Below are 13640 nucleotides of genomic sequence, written 5' to 3'. Positions count from 1 at the left end.
TCCCGCTCGACGGGGCGCCGGGTCGCCTGCCCGCGGGGCGTGCTGGGATGATCGACGCATGCAGCAGGCTGGAGAGGCGACAAAGAAGACGCTCACGCCACGCGGTGAGCGCACGCGCGCGGCGCTCGTCGCCGCGGCCCGCACCGTGTTCGAGCGTGACGGGTTTCAGAACTCCCGGCTGACGGACATCACCGCCGAGGCCTCGTGCTCGACGGGCACCTTCTACACGTACTTCCAGAGCAAGGAAGAGATCCTCGATGCGGTCTTCGAGATGGCGCACGAGGACATGCTGCACCCCGGGTTTCCCCATGTCGATGCCGACGATGATCCGGTGGTGGTCTTGGAAGCGGCCAACCGGGCCTACTTCGAGGCGTATCGGCGTAACGCGAAGCTCCGTTTGGTACTCGAGCAGGTCTCCGGGATCAGCCCCGAGTTCCGCGATAAGCGCCGCGCCCGCGGCCGGGTCTTCGCCGAGCGGAACGCCCGGCAGATCGAGCGACTGCAGGAGCGGGGCCTCGCCGATCCGGATGTCGATCCGGACCGGGCCGCGCGAGCGCTGTCCGGGATGGTCTCCCGGATGGCGTACAACGCCTTCGCGCTCGGCGACGAAGCAGAGATCGATGAATTGGTCGAGACCGCGACCCTGCTGTGGGCCAATGCGATCAAACTGGCGAGCCCGGTCACTCGAGCGGAGTGACCGGGCTCGTCGGGGACGCGTCCGACGGAGGTCTACCGGGCCGGCGCCGACAGCCCGTCGGTGTTGATCGCTCGTTTAAGGATCTTGCCGGTGGCGCCCTTGGGCAGTTCGTCGACGAACGAGATCAATCGGGGAACCTTGTAGGCGCTCAGTCGCTCCTTGCACCAGGAGCGCAGGGAATCGTGGTCGAGGGCGTCCGGGCTGCGCAGGGCGACGACGGCCGCGATCTCCTCCCCGTAGTGGTCGTCGGGTACGCCGATCACCGCGGCCTCGACGATGTCGGGATGACCGTAGAGAATCTCCTCCACTTCGCGGGGGTAGACGTTGTACCCGCCACGGATGATCAGGTCCTTCTTCCGGTCGACGATTCGGATGTCACCGTCCTCGTCGATCGTGCCCAGGTCGCCGGTGGCCAACCAACCGTCGACCAGTGCCTCCGCGGTGGCTTCCGGGCGATTCCAGTAGCCCTTCATCACCGACGGGCCGGCGAGGAAGATCTCGCCCACGGTTCCCGGGGGTAGCGACCGGCCCTCGGGGTCGCGCGCCTGCGCGCGGAACCCGGGCAGCGCACGTCCGACCGCACCCACTTTCAGCGGGGCGCTGAGATCCCTGAACGTTGCCGTGCCGGCCGTCTCGGTGAGTCCGTAGCCCTCGAGGATGGTGGCGCCGAACTGCTCCTCGAAGGCGCGGATCACCTCGCCGGGAAGCGAGGCACCGCCGGAGCAGGCCAGCCGGAGGTCTGCGAAGTCTTCGGGAACGTAGTCGCCGCTGATCTGCAGCATCGCGTTCCACATGGTCGGCACGCCGCATGCGATGGTGATCTTCTCGTCACGGAGCCGATTCATGAACTCGCCCGGGGTGAACGGACTCAGCAGCGAAAGCGTGCCGCTCCATGTGAGCGCATCGTGCATCACGACCAGTTGGCCGAAGCAGTGAAAGAGCGGGAGCGCGGTGGCCCAGCGTTCATGCTCCCCGACGCGCAGGGCGTCCCGGAAGGCCACCGGCACCGCGTTGACATTGCCGACCGTGAGTTGAGCGCCCTTGGGTTTGCCGGTCGTGCCCGAGGTGTACAGCACCACTGCGGTGTCTTCATCGGCGAGCTCGACGTACTCGCTCACCGCGCCAGCCTCGGCGGAGACGGACTCGTACGGCAGCACGGTGCGGAAGGGCAGACCGCGCTCGCGGGCCACGAACTCCGCCGCGTCGAGGCAGTCCTCCCAGGCCACGATCAACGACGTCCCCGAGTCCTCGACGACGTAGTCGATCTCGTGCGTCGTCGACATCACGTTCATGGTGATCACGGTGGCGCCCAGGGCGTGCAGCGCGTAGTAGGTGATTGCGAACTCGGGAATCGATGGGGCGATCAGCAGGACGCGGTCACCGCGCTCGACGCCGAGTTCGGCGAAGTCGGCGGCGCCGACGGCGATCCGCCTGCGCAACTCGCGATAGGTCAGGGTGCGGTCTCCGCTGCGCACGGCGATCCGGTCGGGAACCGACTCGGCGTTTCGCCAGAGTGCGGCTACGGGATTCGACATCGGTGAGTTCTCCCGTCACTCGAAGTAGGCGCGCGGGACGTCCACCAGCATCGTGGTGATCTGCTCCTCGGTGACTCCGCGTTCACGCAGTGCGGGCAGGACGTCTTCGCTGATATGGCGGAAATTCCATTTGGGCACGGCCTGGCGCTTGGCCTCGGGGGCGAACCAGTCGATGAAGCAGGACGCGTCGTGCGCCAGGGCTATCCGGTCGGCGTAGCCGCGCTCGGCGAGTTGGACGATGGTGTTGATCCGATCTTCGAAGGGCAGCAACACGTCGAGGCCGAAGCGGTCCATACCGAGAACGGAGCCGGCGTCGGCGATCTTCATCAAGTAGTCCAGGTCGGTCGAGTCGCCGGAGTGGCCGATGACGACCTTGCGTAGATCGACGCCCTCTTCCTTGAGCACACGCTGGGCCACCAGTCCGGACTGGGTGTGCGGATTGGTGTGCACGGTGATCGGTGCTCCGGTCTGCACCGAGGTCTGGCCGACGGCGCGCATGACACGCTCCACGCCCGGAGTGAGTCCGGGCTCTTCGATGGCGCACTTGAGGAAGGACGCGCGGACACCGGTGTCGGCGATTCCCTCGGTGAGGTCGCGGACGAACAGCGTCACCAGCGGCTCCGGGCAGTCGAACAGGAGGCCCGGCCCGGTGTAGTGGAACTGGAAGGGAATGTCGTTGTAGGTGTACAGCCCCGTCGCCACGACGATGTTCAGCTCGGTCTGTGCGGCGATGCGCTGGATCCGGGGGAGATAGCGGCCGAGACCGAGCACGGTGGGGTCGAGAATGGTGTCGATGCCCAGGCCCTTGAGCTCGTTCAGGTCCCGCACGGCGTCGGCGACCTTCTCGTCCTCATTCCAATCGTCCTGGTAGTTTTCGCGGTGTTCCTCGCCGAGCACGAAGATGTGCTCGTGGACGAGTACTTTCCCCAGGTCGGCGGAGTCGATGGCGCCTGTGACGGTCTGCACGGTACTCATGGGTTGCCCTTCGTACGGGCGGCGGTGATGCCGCGTTTTCGCAACCGGACGATCGGCTCAGCCGGTGAGCGCGATTCGAGACTCGGTTCATAGGAGTCATCGAACGTGATGGGTATCACCTCCGGTTGCCCTATTCTGCTCTTAATATGAATCTGAAGTCAAGCTCACTTAAGCGATGGGGAGACGACGGATCGGTGGGCAGCCGCCGACGAGAAGGGTGTGCGGGCAATGGTGCAGACGAACAGCGGCGCCGGAGGCGACGAGATCGGCCGGCGAGCCGCCGTGGACCCGGCCGACCTCGCCGCCGAACCGCTCTGCGACCACGGCCGCACGGCGGTTCTGGTGGACTTCGGGGGAGTGGTCACGACGAGTGTGTTCGACGCTTTCCGGCAGTTCGGGCGCGAGCTCGGCGACGCCGACCTGCCGCTGCAGCTGCTGTCCGGCGATGACCGGTCACGGTCGCTCCTGGCCGAGCACGAGAGCGGCCGCATCGGCGCCGACGAGTTCGATGCCGGCTTCGCCGCGCGATTGCGGGCGCACGGACTGAACGCCGAGGCTCAGGGCCTGTCCGCCCGGATGCAATCGGGGCTCCGTGCCGACGCCGAGACCGAGGCCATGCTGCATCGGTTGCGTGCGGCGGGGACGCCGGTGGCGCTGGTGTCCAATGCCTTCGGTCGTGACACCTACCGGGGGTTCGATCTCGATGCGTTGGCGGACGTCGTCGTCATCTCCTCGGAGGTCGGTATCCGCAAGCCGTCCCGGGAGATCTACCGGATCGCCTGTGAACGGCTGGACGTCGCGCCGCGCAGCGCCGTGATGATCGACGACCTGCGACAGAACCTCGAGGGTGCCGCACGTCTGGGGATCGCCGGGCTGCTGCACCGCGACGGTGCGCGGACCGCCCGCGAATTGAGTGACCGCTTCCGATTGCCTGCGCTGCCCTAGCGTCGCACCGCGGCGTGCCGGCCGGGCCGGGTGACCTGCCTCGGGCAGGTTGCGGCGCCCGCTTTGCATGGTCGGCGGGGTACTAAGGTACTGGCATGTCCTCGGATATCGATGGAGAGATCGAGGCCCCTGCCCTCTTTGATTCCGGGAAGCTGGGAGCGACTCCGCAGACCGCGCGTGGGGAGCGCACCCGGTCGGCGCTGATCGCCTCCGCCCGCCGGGTCTTCGAACGGGACGGCTTCGTCGATTCCCGTCTCGTCGACATCGTCGCCGAGGCGAACTGCTCGATCGGTAGCTTCTACACCTGGTTCGAGGGCAAGGACGAGGTCTTCGCGGCCGTCCTGTGCGAGGCGCAGAGTGACATGTTGCATCCGGGCACCGGCCGGATCTCCGAGACCGACGATCCGGTCGCCATCATCGCGGCCAGCAATCGCGCGTATTTCGAGGCCTACCGCCGCAACGCGCGGCTGAACGACCTCTTGCAGCAGGTGGCCGCCGTCGACCCGCGGTTCCGTGCGCTGCGCATCGCCCGAAGCAGGGCTTTCGTCACGCGCAATGCGCGGGCGATCGCCGATCTGCAATCGCGCGGACTCGCCGATCGCCGCGTCGACGCTGCGATGGCTGCGAAGGCGTTGTCGGGGATGATCTCGCGGTTGGCCTACGACACCTACGTCATCGACGTCGACGAGGACGGCAGGCCGCCGAGTGCGACCGATCGGCTGGTAGAGACGGCCACGCGGATGTGGACCAATGCGCTCGGCCTGACCAGTCCGGAGCTGCGCGGCGATTGAGATCGTCGCCGACGTCCACCCGGCGGCCCGCGTCCCACGAACAATAAGTTGAGTTCAGATTCAAGTTGTGGGAGGGTGACGTCGACGTCACTTCGAGAGCAGGGGAATCGCCATGAGCTGGACATCAACGGAGGTTCGCCTCGCGCGGCGTCCAGTTGGGCTGCCCGACGACGGGACCTGGGATATCGCCACCGTCGAGGTTCCGGAGCCGGGGCCGGGCGAGTTCGTCGTGCGGACCGCACTGGTGTCCCTCGACCCCGCCATGCGGGGATGGCTGAACGACGCCCGCTCGTATGTGCCGCCGGTCGAGCTCGGGGCGGTCATGCGGGCCAATGGCGCCGGCGAGGTCGTCGCCTCGCGCCATGACGACTTCGCCGTCGGGGAGATGGTCAGTGGAATGTTCGGGGTCCGCGAATACGCGCTGTCCGACGGTGTCGGTGTGGTGCGGCTCGACCTCGATGTCGCCTCCCCGGAGACGTGGCTCGGCGCCCTCGGAATGGCCGGTATGACCGCCTACTTCGGCCTCGAGGACGTGGCCCGGGCCCGGCCGGGCGAGACCGTCGTGGTGTCGGCGGCGGCGGGCGCGGTGGGCAGCACGGTCGTGCAACTCGCGGCGGCGAAGGGATGTCGCGTGATCGGGGTCGCCGGTGGGCCCGACAAGCTCGCCTGGCTGCGGGACATCGGCTGCGACGAGACGATCGACCGTCATGGCGGCGACCTGTCGCGCAGGCTTCGCGCGGTCGCGCCCGAGGGCGTCGACGTGTACTTCGACAATGTCGGCGGCGAACTCCTCGAAGCGGTCTTGGCCAATCTCGCGCTGGGCGCGCGCATCGCCATCTGTGGTGCGATCTCCACCTACAACGCCGAGACGGTGCCTGCCGGACCGCGCCGCTACATGTCGTTGCTGATCTCTCGGGCCGCCATGGCGGGCTTCCTCGTGACCGACTACCAAGACCGCTACGGCGAGGCGGTGGCGGCCATCGGGGCGCTGATCGCGCAGGGGCGGTTCGTCACCGCGGAGACGGTTCTCGACGGTGGCGTCGCGGAGTTCCCGCGAGCCCTGCTCGGCCTCTTCGAAGGGATCAACACCGGAAAGCTGCTGCTGCGTTGCTAGCTTCGCCCGGCGACTGATACCCGTCTCGCCCGTCCGCCTCCCCACTAGTGATTGCCGCCTCCGAAAGGATCACCTCGTGCACGCCATCCAGATCACCTCCCTTGACGGCCCCGAAGCCGTGGAATTCGTTGAGGTTCCAGAACCGGCGGAGCCCGGCTTGGTGACCATCGCGGTGGCGGCGGCGGGTGTCGCCTTCCCGGAGCTGTTGCAGACGCGCGGTCTGTACCAGGTCACACCGGAGTTGCCGTTCGTGCCCGGGGCCGAGGTGGCCGGGATCGTCGAAAGCGCGCCGGAGGGGAGCGGCTTCGCCCCCGGTGATCGGGTGGCCGCACTCTCCCTTCTCGGCGGATTCGCTGAGAAGGTGCAGGCTCAGCCGCAGCTGACTTTCGCACTGCCCGACGAGGTCTCCTTCGATCAGGCCGCCGCGTTCATCTTCAACTACGCGACGTGTTACTTCGCGCTCATCGAGCGCGGCCATCTCGCCGAAGGCGAATCGGTGCTCGTTCACGGTGCGGCGGGCGGTATCGGCACCGCGGCGATTCAGGTTGCCAAGGCATTCGGTGCCGGACGGGTCGTCGGGGTGGTCTCATCCGAGGAGAAGGCCGCGGTCGCCCTCGCCGCCGGAGCCGACGACGTGGTACTCGCGGACGGCTTCCGCGGGCGTGTCGGCGGCAAGGTCGACATCGTCGTCGACCCGGTAGGCGGTGACCGATTCACCGATTCGCTGCGCACGCTCGCCGAGCACGGTCGGCTCCTGGTCATCGGCTTCACTGCGGGTGAGATTCCCACGGTCAAGGTGAATCGGCTGCTGTTGAACAACATCTCCGTGATCGGTGTGGGGTGGGGCGCCTATGCCCTCTCGCGGCCCGGTCATATCCGGGGTGAGTGGGATGCCATGCTGCCGCACCTGCGCAGCGGGGCCCTGAGCCCGATGGTGGGAGCCCGGTACCGACTTTCCGAGGCCGCACAGGCACTCCTCGCGCTGGAGGGGCGGCGGGTACAGGGAAAGGTGATCCTGGTCCCGTGAGCCTGCTCGATCGAGTCGCCGCGACGCCCGGTTCCCCGCGCGTGCGGGGGCGGGTGGCGCGGGGCGGGCGTGGACTCAGCTGCTGAACAGCCCGATCGACTCCGCCACGAGAATCGGCTTCGCGATGCCCTCGGCCTCGACGGTGAGTTCGGTGGTCACCTTGACCCCGCCCGGGGTGGCTTGCTCCACCTTGGTCAGACGGGCCCGTAGGCGGATGCGGGAGTCGACCGGGAGCGGGTGCACGAAGCGCACCTTGTCGTAGCCGTAGTTCAGTGAGTGGGCGAAACCGTCGAATGCCATGAGTTCTTCGAGGAAGGCCGGGGTGCGCGAGAGGCTGTACAGGCCGTGGGCGATCGTCGAGCCGAAGGCGCTGGTGGCCGCGCGTTCGGGATCGACGTGAATCCACTGATGGTCGCCCGTGAGGTCGGCGAATGCCGTGATCCTCGCCTGATCGACAAGGTGCCATCGCGTCGGACCCAGTTCGACGCCGAGCAGGTCGATGAGGTCCTGGGGTGTGGTGGGCCGGTACGGCTTCGGTGTCACGAGTGGCTCCTCGAAGGTGATCGTCGGTTCACCTGGCATCGTAGTTGAAACTGAACACGGATTCAACTACGACCGATTGGACGACACCCCGAGAACTCGGGTCCGCGGCCGGCAGGCCGTCGGCCGCCGACCACGGAGCGATCCTCCCGCATCTCCGGTGCGTGCTCCGGTTACAGAACCGCTCTCCTAGGGATTCACGGGGAGAGCGGTTCTCTGAGTGAGGGCGCTGCGTGGTCGGCTCGGTGGCCTGCGGTTGCGGTGGGGTGAGGTTCAGCCCGTGACCGGCTCAACCGGGGTGATGTCGCTCGGCCCCGACGAGCGGCTGGAGCCGATCACCACTCGTCGAGAGTGGTGTATCCGTCTTGGACGGCGCGGGCGAAAAGCGCGGCCTTGCGTTTGGCCGGGCGGCCGACGGCGGCGTACTTGGCGCGGATCCGGATGATGTGAGTGCTCACCGTCGCCGGGCTGATGAACAGTTCGCGCGCCGCGTCCTCCTTGGACTCGGCGCGCAGCCACGTGAGCAGGACCTCGATCTCGCGCTGCGAGAGGTTGGGGCGGCGGGATCCGGTGTCCGCGGCCGAACGCGGGCGAGGGACATGCCGTGGCCGCGTCGGATCGGCGGCATCGACGAGATCGTCGGGCGCGGGGCCATGGTCGTCGACAAGCATCGCCGGACTCCTCTGACGGGGCTGCTTCGAAGCGGTTTCGAAGGGGTACGGTCATCGTGTCGCTCGGACTGAGCCGGGCGCGCGTCGAAACGTCGTCGAACCGCAAGTCGATACGCTTGTCGATACGACGACCTGGGGAAACGCAAGTGGGGAAGCGACGATGACGACGCTGGGACCGGACTCGGTCTACGGTCGCGAGGACCTCGGAAAGGCCCTCACCGAGCTGCGGCTCGCCAACGATCTGAGTGTTCGCGAGGTGGCCGCGGAGGCCGACGCGCTGGTCGGCACGGTGGCCGGCTGGTTCGCCGGGCAGCACGCGCCGACCCGGGCGAGCCGGGAGATGTTCGAGAGGGTCTTGACCGTCTGCGGCGTCGTCGATCCGGCCGGCCGCGAGGAGTGGTGGGCCGCGGTGGAACGGACCGGCCGGCGCGGTGGACGACGTCGCCAGCGCGCCGCGTCGCCCTACCGCGGATTCGATCCCTTCACCCCCGACGACAGCGCGCGGTACTTCGGCCGCGACGAGGTGATCGCCCGGGCGGTGGCGCTGGTTCGCCGGCGGAGCGAGGCCCCGGTGGATCCGGCCCCGGGCGATCCCGGTGCGGTGCTGCGCCGGGCGGTGGTCGTGGTGGGGACGTCCGGGGCGGGCAAGTCGTCGCTGGTGCAGGCCGGCCTGTTGGCGCAGACGCGCGAGGGCGGCGCGCTCGCCGGCATGCCCGCGGTACTGATGACTCCCGGGGACCGTCCGGTGGCCGCGCTCGACGTCGCCCTGGACCGGCTGGCGGCCGCTGCCGATGCCGCGAGCGGTCCCGCGCTGCTGGTGATCGACCAGTACGAGGAACTGTGGACGCAGAGCACCGGCGCGGACCGCGCCGCGTTCGCCGAGCGGCTCGGCGAACGACTCGCCGGCCGCTCGGTGGTGCCGGTGCTCGCCCTGCGCGCCGACTTCTACTCCCAGGCGTCCGAGGTGCCCGGGCTGGCAGAGGCCTTCGCCGAAGCGCAGGTCGTGGTTCCCCGGATGACCGAGGAGCAACTGCGGGAGGTGATCGTGCGTCCGGCCGAGACCGTCGGTGCGACGGTCGACGACGAGTTGGTGCAGCTGCTGCTCAGCGACCTGGCGGCGCCGGGCTCGGGCGGCCGCGTCGACGCCGAGGTGCTGCCGCTCCTGTCGCACGCGTTGCGGGCCACCTGGGAGCAGTCCGACGGACGACGCCTCACTGTGGCCGACTACGTCAAGACCGGCCGGATCGACGGCGCCGTCGAGCAGACCGCGGAGGAGGTGTACGGCGAACTCGATTCGGGCGAGCAGACGATCGCGCGCGACCTGCTGCTCGCCATGGTGAACGTCGACGAGGACACCGTCACCCGCCGCACCCTGCACCTCGACGAGGTGACCGGCGAACCGATCCACCGGGTGCTGGAGGCCTTCGCCGATGCGCGCCTGCTGACGTTGAGCGCCACCTCGGTCCAGGTGACGCACGAGGCGCTGCTGACCGCGTGGCCCCGGCTGACCGGGTGGCTCGACGCGGACCGCGAGCGGCTGCTGCTGCAGCGCCGACTGCGCGCGCTCAGCGAACCCTGGGACGCCGACGGGCGGCCCGACGACCTGCTGCCCGGTCGTGCGCGGCTCGAGCTTTTCGCGCCGCTGGAGGCGGGCGCCGAATCGGGCGTCGCCGATCGGACGAGCCGGGAGTTCCTCCGCGCCGGACACCAGAAGGTGGCGCAGAAGGACGCGGCCGAGCGCCGCCGAACCCGCCAGCTGCGGCGATTCGCCTGGTCGGCGGCGATCTTCGGACTGGTCGCCGTGCTGGCGGCCGTCCTCGCCGTCATCGCCGGCGCGAGCGCGGTGCACGACCGGAACGACGCCGAGCGTTCCCGCAACGAGACCCTGAGCCGACAGCTCGCGATCCAGGCGAACCAGTTGCGTGACCGCGATCCGCTGCTGGCCGCGCAGCTCGCGATGGTCGCCTATCGGACGGCCCCCACCATCGAGGCGCAGTCGACGCTGATCGACACCATGGCGATCGGGGTGCCGACGCGGTTCACCGGCGCGGGCGGGTCGTTGCTGCTGTCGCGGGCCGGTTCGCTGATGGTCGCGGCGAGCAGCAGCGGCCAGGTCCGGCTGTTCCGTCTCGCCGACGACGGGATCGCCGGGCAGATCGGCGAGTTCCGCGCGGCCGACGGCACCGAGGAGCACCTGGGCGGGGTCGCGCTGACCCCCGACGGTCAGACGCTGCTGCTCGGCGGCCACAGCCTGATCCAGGTGTGGGATGTCGCCGATCCCGCGCATCCGCGCAGGACCGGCGCGGTGCCGGACGTGCACGGCGACGCGAATGCGCTCACCACCAGCCCGAACGGGGAGTACCTGGCGGCCGCCGAGCTCGGCGCCGGATTGCAGGTGTGGCGCCGCGGCGGCGCCTCGGCCGGGAACGCCGACTGGCGGCCGGTCGCGGTCCCGGGCGATCCGGGCACCGTGTCAGGCGCGGTCGAGTTCACCCCGGACGGTCGCGGGCTCGCGTCGAGCACCGTCAACCAGCGGGTCGACCTGTGGGCCGTCGACGGCGACAGCCTGCGGCCGACCGGGCGGATCGATCTCGGCTGGCGTGACAATCAGCTGGCCCAGGGACTGGCCTACAGCCCGGACGGCAAGACGCTGTACGCGGCGCTGCGCAGCCGCACCATCGGCGTCTGGGACGTCGCCGATCCGGCCGCGCCGAAGCGGCTGCCCGACCTGGAAGGCCACACCAGCTACGTCTCGGCCCTCGACATGGGTGCCGACGGCGACACCCTGGTCAGCGCGGGTGCGGACAACACCGTTCAGGTGTATCGCCTCGACCGGCCCGGTGGTGCGCCGCGGATCCTGCCGGTCGCCGCGAACTCGTCGTCGGCGTTGCTGGTCGGCGACCACGTGGTCTCCGCGAGCGATGACGGCCGCATCCAGGACTGGCCGCCCGTGACGAACCGGACCGTCGTCGGTCCCAAGACCGTGTTTCAGATCCCGTACAGCGCGCGGAGCCGCCGGCTGCTGGCCGCCGACACCGAGATCGACGGCCGTCTGACGCAGTGGCGGGTGGACGACGGCGCGTTGCACAGTGGCGGCCCGGTGCTGTTGCCGCCCGCCGGGGCGGTGTTCTCCGGCGCGGTGGTCGTGACTCCGGACGGGGACACGGCGACCCTCGGCTCGGTGTCCGGCACCGTCTACTTCGCCGACTACAGCGATCCCGCGCGGCCGCATCTGCTCGGTAGCGTCCTGGCGGGCACGGGACTGAACGAGACGGTGGACTACAGCGCGGCCTCGCATCTGGCGGTGACCGGCGGTACCGATCAGCGTGCCCTCACCGTGGTGGACGCCGCCGATCTGACGGCGCCGCGCGTGGCCGGGACCTTCGATTCGGGTAGCGGGGTCTGGTGGGTGTCGCTCAGTCCGGACGGGCGACGCGCCGCCGTCGCCACCAACTCCGGGCAGGTACGACTGCTCGATCTGAGCGATCCCGCGCACCCGCGCGCGTACCCGAATCCGCTGGACTTCAACGGTTCCGCGCTGGCCGTGCGGTTCTCCGCCGACGGAAAGCGGATCGTCGCGACGTCCGAGGACAAGTCGGTGGCCGTCGCCGACGTGTCCGATCCGGATCATCCGCGGACCGTCGCGGTGATGACCGGTCCGGCCGGGCAGCTCTACAGCGCGGCCTTCTCCCCGGACGGCAAGCGGATCGTTGCCGGGGGCGGCAACTCGGAGATCTGGGTCTGGTCGCTCACCGGCCACGGCGCGCGCGAGGACGTGGTGCTGCATTCGTACCCGGGCACCGTGTTCGACGTGCGGTTCCTGACCGGCGGCGAGATCGTCGCCGCGGGCCAGGGCGGGCTGATCATGTCGTGGCAGATCGACTCCGGTGACCTGGTCGGCGCGGCCTGCGCCCGTCCGGGCGACCGCATCAGCCGGGCCGAATGGGGCACCTACCTGCCGGGTGTGCCGTACCAGCAGCCCTGCTGACGGGCGCGGCCGAGCGGTCTCGTCGGTCACCCCCGAATGTCGGGCTACGGCGGGAATCGTCCCTCGTGACCCGGTATTCGGGGATGGCCGACGCGGCCCGACGTGTGGAAGGGCTCACCGGCGATGTCCATGTGGTGCCTGTGCGGCCCGCTCTCGATGGCGGTATCGCAGCAGTTTCACGGCGAACACAGACTTCGACGGTGTCGGGTGGCCGGCTCAGAAGAGCGTGAGGGCGGGCTCCCGGGGCGTGACCTCGGTGTCGTTCGGGTCCGGGGCGGGCGCGGGTTCGGGCCGGGCCAGACCGTGGCGGGCGACGAGCGGCGCCATCTTCTCACGCAGGCGGGCCGAATACTCCGGGCGGACGTAGCCGCCGCGGGCGTACAGGGAGCGGTAGCGGCGGACCAGTGCGGGATGGTGCTCGGCGAGCCACTCCAGGAAGACGCCCTGCGTCGCGCCGCGCAGGTGCAGCGGAAACGCGGTGATGCGGGCGGCGCCGGCGTCGGCCAGCGCGGCGAGGAGTGCGTCGAGCTGCGAGGAGTCGTCGGTGAGGTAGGGGACCACCGGGGCCACCATGACGTGCGGCGCCAGGCCGGCGTCGGCGAGCGCGGCGATCAGGTCGAGCCGGGCGCGCGGGGAGGGCGCGCCCGGATCGAGTTGCTTGCGCAGGTCGTCGTCGAGCATGGCCAGCGAGACGCCGACGCTGACATCGACCGAGCCGCGTGCCGCGCGGAGCAGCGGGAGGTCGCGGCGCAGCAGGGTGCCTTTGGTGAGGATCGACATGCCGGTGCCCGACTCGGCCAGTGCGCGGATCACGCCGGGCATCAGCCGGTAGCGGCCCTCGGCGCGCTGGTAGGGGTCGGTGTTGGTGCCGAGGGCGACGGTCTCCCGCTTCCACGACTTGCGGCGTAATTCCTTGCGGAGCACCGCGGCGACGTTGAGTTTCACGACGATCTGCGAATCGAAGTCGTGCCCGGGGTTCAGGTCGAGGTATTCGTGGGTCGGGCGGGCAAAGCAGTATCGGCAGGCGTGGGTGCAGCCGCGCATGGTGTTGACCGTGTAGGTGAACGGCAGCTGCACGCCCTCGGGGATCTTGTTCAGCGCGCTCTTCGCGAGCACCTCGTGGAAGGTGATGCCCTCGAACTCGGGGGTCTGCACGGTGCGGACCAGCCCGGCCCGGTCCAGGCCGGGCAGTCCGCCGTCGTCGGCATCCGCCGCCTGACTCGACCACCGCATGATTCAATACGAACATGCGTTCGAGTCTTCGTCAAGGCGGCGTGGTCAGTGCCGGAGAAAGACGACGTAGATCACGGCGGCCACGGCGACGATGGCGATGTTCACGGCCAGGCGGGCCAGAGGT

The 13640-nt window shown here is 69.5% G+C and carries 11 protein-coding genes; 6 read left to right on the top strand and 5 right to left on the bottom strand.

Translation table 11 applies throughout. From position 1 onward, the window contains the following. The first annotated feature begins 58 nt into the window (after positions 1-58). On the top strand, positions 59-697 hold the full coding sequence (locus tag MYK68_RS19455; protein WP_247865376.1) for a TetR/AcrR family transcriptional regulator: 639 nt from the start codon (positions 59-61) through the stop codon (positions 695-697). Between the two features lie 32 nt (positions 698-729). Here the strand turns inward: MYK68_RS19455 and MYK68_RS19450 are convergent, their stop codons facing one another. Continuing rightward, positions 730-2232, bottom strand: a complete 1503-nt coding sequence (locus MYK68_RS19450; protein WP_247865375.1) for an AMP-binding protein — start codon at positions 2230-2232, stop codon at positions 730-732. A 15-nt stretch (positions 2233-2247) separates the two neighbouring features. Continuing rightward, the gene (locus MYK68_RS19445) at positions 2248-3207 is read right to left on the bottom strand and encodes a phosphotriesterase family protein (protein WP_247865374.1); all 960 of its coding nucleotides are present in this window, start codon (positions 3205-3207) and stop codon (positions 2248-2250) included. 228 nt (positions 3208-3435) lie between these two features. Here MYK68_RS19445 and MYK68_RS19440 point away from each other — a divergent pair, with 228 nt between their 5' ends. The 4 genes from MYK68_RS19440 (at position 3436) to MYK68_RS19425 (ending at position 7084) form a co-directional block, all read left to right on the top strand. Further along, the gene (locus MYK68_RS19440; protein WP_247865373.1) at positions 3436-4152 is read left to right on the top strand and encodes an HAD family hydrolase; all 717 of its coding nucleotides are present in this window, start codon (positions 3436-3438) and stop codon (positions 4150-4152) included. 95 nt (positions 4153-4247) lie between these two features. Then, positions 4248-4943 carry a TetR/AcrR family transcriptional regulator gene (locus tag MYK68_RS19435; RefSeq protein WP_247865372.1) on the top strand — a complete coding sequence of 232 codons (696 nt, stop codon included), beginning with the start codon at positions 4248-4250 and terminating at the stop codon, positions 4941-4943. A 112-nt stretch (positions 4944-5055) separates the two neighbouring features. Continuing rightward, positions 5056-6057: an NADP-dependent oxidoreductase gene (locus tag MYK68_RS19430; RefSeq protein ID WP_247865371.1), complete on the top strand. Its 1002-nt coding sequence runs from the start codon at positions 5056-5058 to the stop codon at positions 6055-6057. Positions 6058-6133: 76 nt separating this feature from the next. Continuing rightward, positions 6134-7084, top strand: coding sequence for an NADPH:quinone oxidoreductase family protein (locus tag MYK68_RS19425; protein WP_247865370.1), 951 nt, complete (start codon positions 6134-6136; stop codon positions 7082-7084). A 75-nt stretch (positions 7085-7159) separates the two neighbouring features. Here MYK68_RS19425 and MYK68_RS19420 read toward each other — a convergent pair whose 3' ends face one another. Together MYK68_RS19420 and MYK68_RS19415 are read right to left on the bottom strand one after the other, a co-directional pair. Beyond that, positions 7160-7627, bottom strand: a complete 468-nt coding sequence (locus MYK68_RS19420) for a MaoC family dehydratase (RefSeq protein WP_247865369.1) — start codon at positions 7625-7627, stop codon at positions 7160-7162. A gap of 332 nt (positions 7628-7959) precedes the next feature. Next, complete coding sequence (locus tag MYK68_RS19415) at positions 7960-8295, bottom strand: LuxR C-terminal-related transcriptional regulator (RefSeq protein WP_247865368.1); 336 nt, start codon at positions 8293-8295, stop codon at positions 7960-7962. Positions 8296-8455: 160 nt separating this feature from the next. On the opposite strand from MYK68_RS19415, the gene MYK68_RS19410 reads away from it, so the two are divergent. Next, the gene (locus MYK68_RS19410) at positions 8456-12283 is read left to right on the top strand and encodes an nSTAND1 domain-containing NTPase (RefSeq protein ID WP_247865367.1); all 3828 of its coding nucleotides are present in this window, start codon (positions 8456-8458) and stop codon (positions 12281-12283) included. 216 nt (positions 12284-12499) lie between these two features. Here MYK68_RS19410 and MYK68_RS19405 read toward each other — a convergent pair whose 3' ends face one another. Further along, positions 12500-13516 carry an Rv2578c family radical SAM protein gene (locus tag MYK68_RS19405; protein ID WP_247865366.1) on the bottom strand — a complete coding sequence of 339 codons (1017 nt, stop codon included), beginning with the start codon at positions 13514-13516 and terminating at the stop codon, positions 12500-12502. Positions 13517-13640 lie beyond the last annotated feature (124 nt).

It is taken from the genome of Gordonia sp. PP30 (assembly GCF_023100845.1).
Taxonomy (GTDB): Bacteria; Actinomycetota; Actinomycetes; order Mycobacteriales; family Mycobacteriaceae; genus Gordonia.
Note: the sequence above shows the minus strand (reverse complement) of the source record. Positions and strands in the feature narration are given on the sequence as shown.